Origin of the sequence: Chromohalobacter sp. 296-RDG, from assembly GCF_029889885.1 — a bacterium.
Taxonomy (GTDB): domain Bacteria; phylum Pseudomonadota; class Gammaproteobacteria; order Pseudomonadales; family Halomonadaceae; genus Chromohalobacter.
In genome coordinates this window covers 1-1,081 of the sequence record NZ_JARANY010000228.1, presented here as the reverse complement: position 1 = coordinate 1,081, position 1,081 = coordinate 1, and the positions used below count along the sequence as shown (strand labels likewise).

At 53.3% G+C, this 1,081-nt stretch carries 2 pseudogenes; one reads left to right on the top strand and one right to left on the bottom strand.

The features are described from left to right. Nucleotides 1-201 (bottom strand): annotated as a pseudogene (locus OP495_RS18105) (SLC13 family permease); the annotation flags it as partial. A gap of 655 nt (nt 202-856) precedes the next feature. On the opposite strand from OP495_RS18105, the pseudogene OP495_RS18100 reads away from it, so the two are divergent. Then, nucleotides 857-1,081, top strand: a pseudogene (locus tag OP495_RS18100) (hypothetical protein); the annotation flags it as partial.

The window sequence follows — 1,081 nt, the reverse complement described above, 5'->3', positions numbered from 1 at the left end:
CGCGACCACATACAACGTCGCGATGGTCATCACACCAGGATTGGCAAACCCCGCCAACGCCTCGCCGGGCGTAAGAATGCCGCTGATGACCAGAAATGCCAACGCCCCCATGAGGACGACATCGGGGGCGATACGGGTCAGCGCGAGACAGGCAAGGACGGAAAAGATGAGGACTAACGTGATAAGTGCTGCAGGTTCCATCCCATATGCCGAATAAAGAGAATTCAAATAAAAAAGCGCTTGGACACGCTACCGCCCGAGGATTGTCCGGATGACTTCCCAAGGCCCGTCAATATCTTTCAGCGAGTCAGGTGCTGTCATGAGAAGAGAGCCGCGCCTAAGCGCGTTGGAGGCATGAACTCCCTTTTCACTGACGACACCGCAAGTATCGCTGTTGTGGTCACGCAAGCCGCGCGACTGCGCTATCTTCCTGATCGCGCCAAGATAAAGCCATTCTAAGTGAGAGCTCAAACAGCCTCTAGCGTTATGGCGTTGAATTTTGTGTGCATTTGGGAAAAATTGTCGCTCATGAACGACGCCCCGTGTGTCGTTTTTGCCACACACGACAGACTCTAGACGCCACTTCTTACCAACTTCATAAAGTGTAGGGCAATCCTTTGTACTCACCATTGTTAGTCAGCTATCTAATGTAGCGACATAAAAAAACGCGGCCGTGACCGCGTGATGCTTATATTAAGGGAAGCAAGGACTCGTTACCAGAATCGTCATACCAGAGCGCGCTGCATCATCATTCGTGTTTTACTAATGCAATATACCTTCATATGTGCTTAACTTGACCATTAGTTACTAAATTTCTGATACTAATGGTTACGCCTACATGGAGGGAGGTTGAGGTATGGCGATGACGAACGCGGCAAATTCAATGCACAAATCCCAGCACGAACCTTCGCACGGCGCTAGCTCGGCGACGTGCGGCCAGGCGACCGGCCTGCCGCCGCAGGTGCTGCGACAGGTGCGGGGGCATTTCTATTACGTCGACCACTGCCCCATCGATGGCAAGCGAATCCACTTGAACGGCGTCGGCGAGCCGCTGGCGCTGAAGGCGGCGATGCAGGTGGGC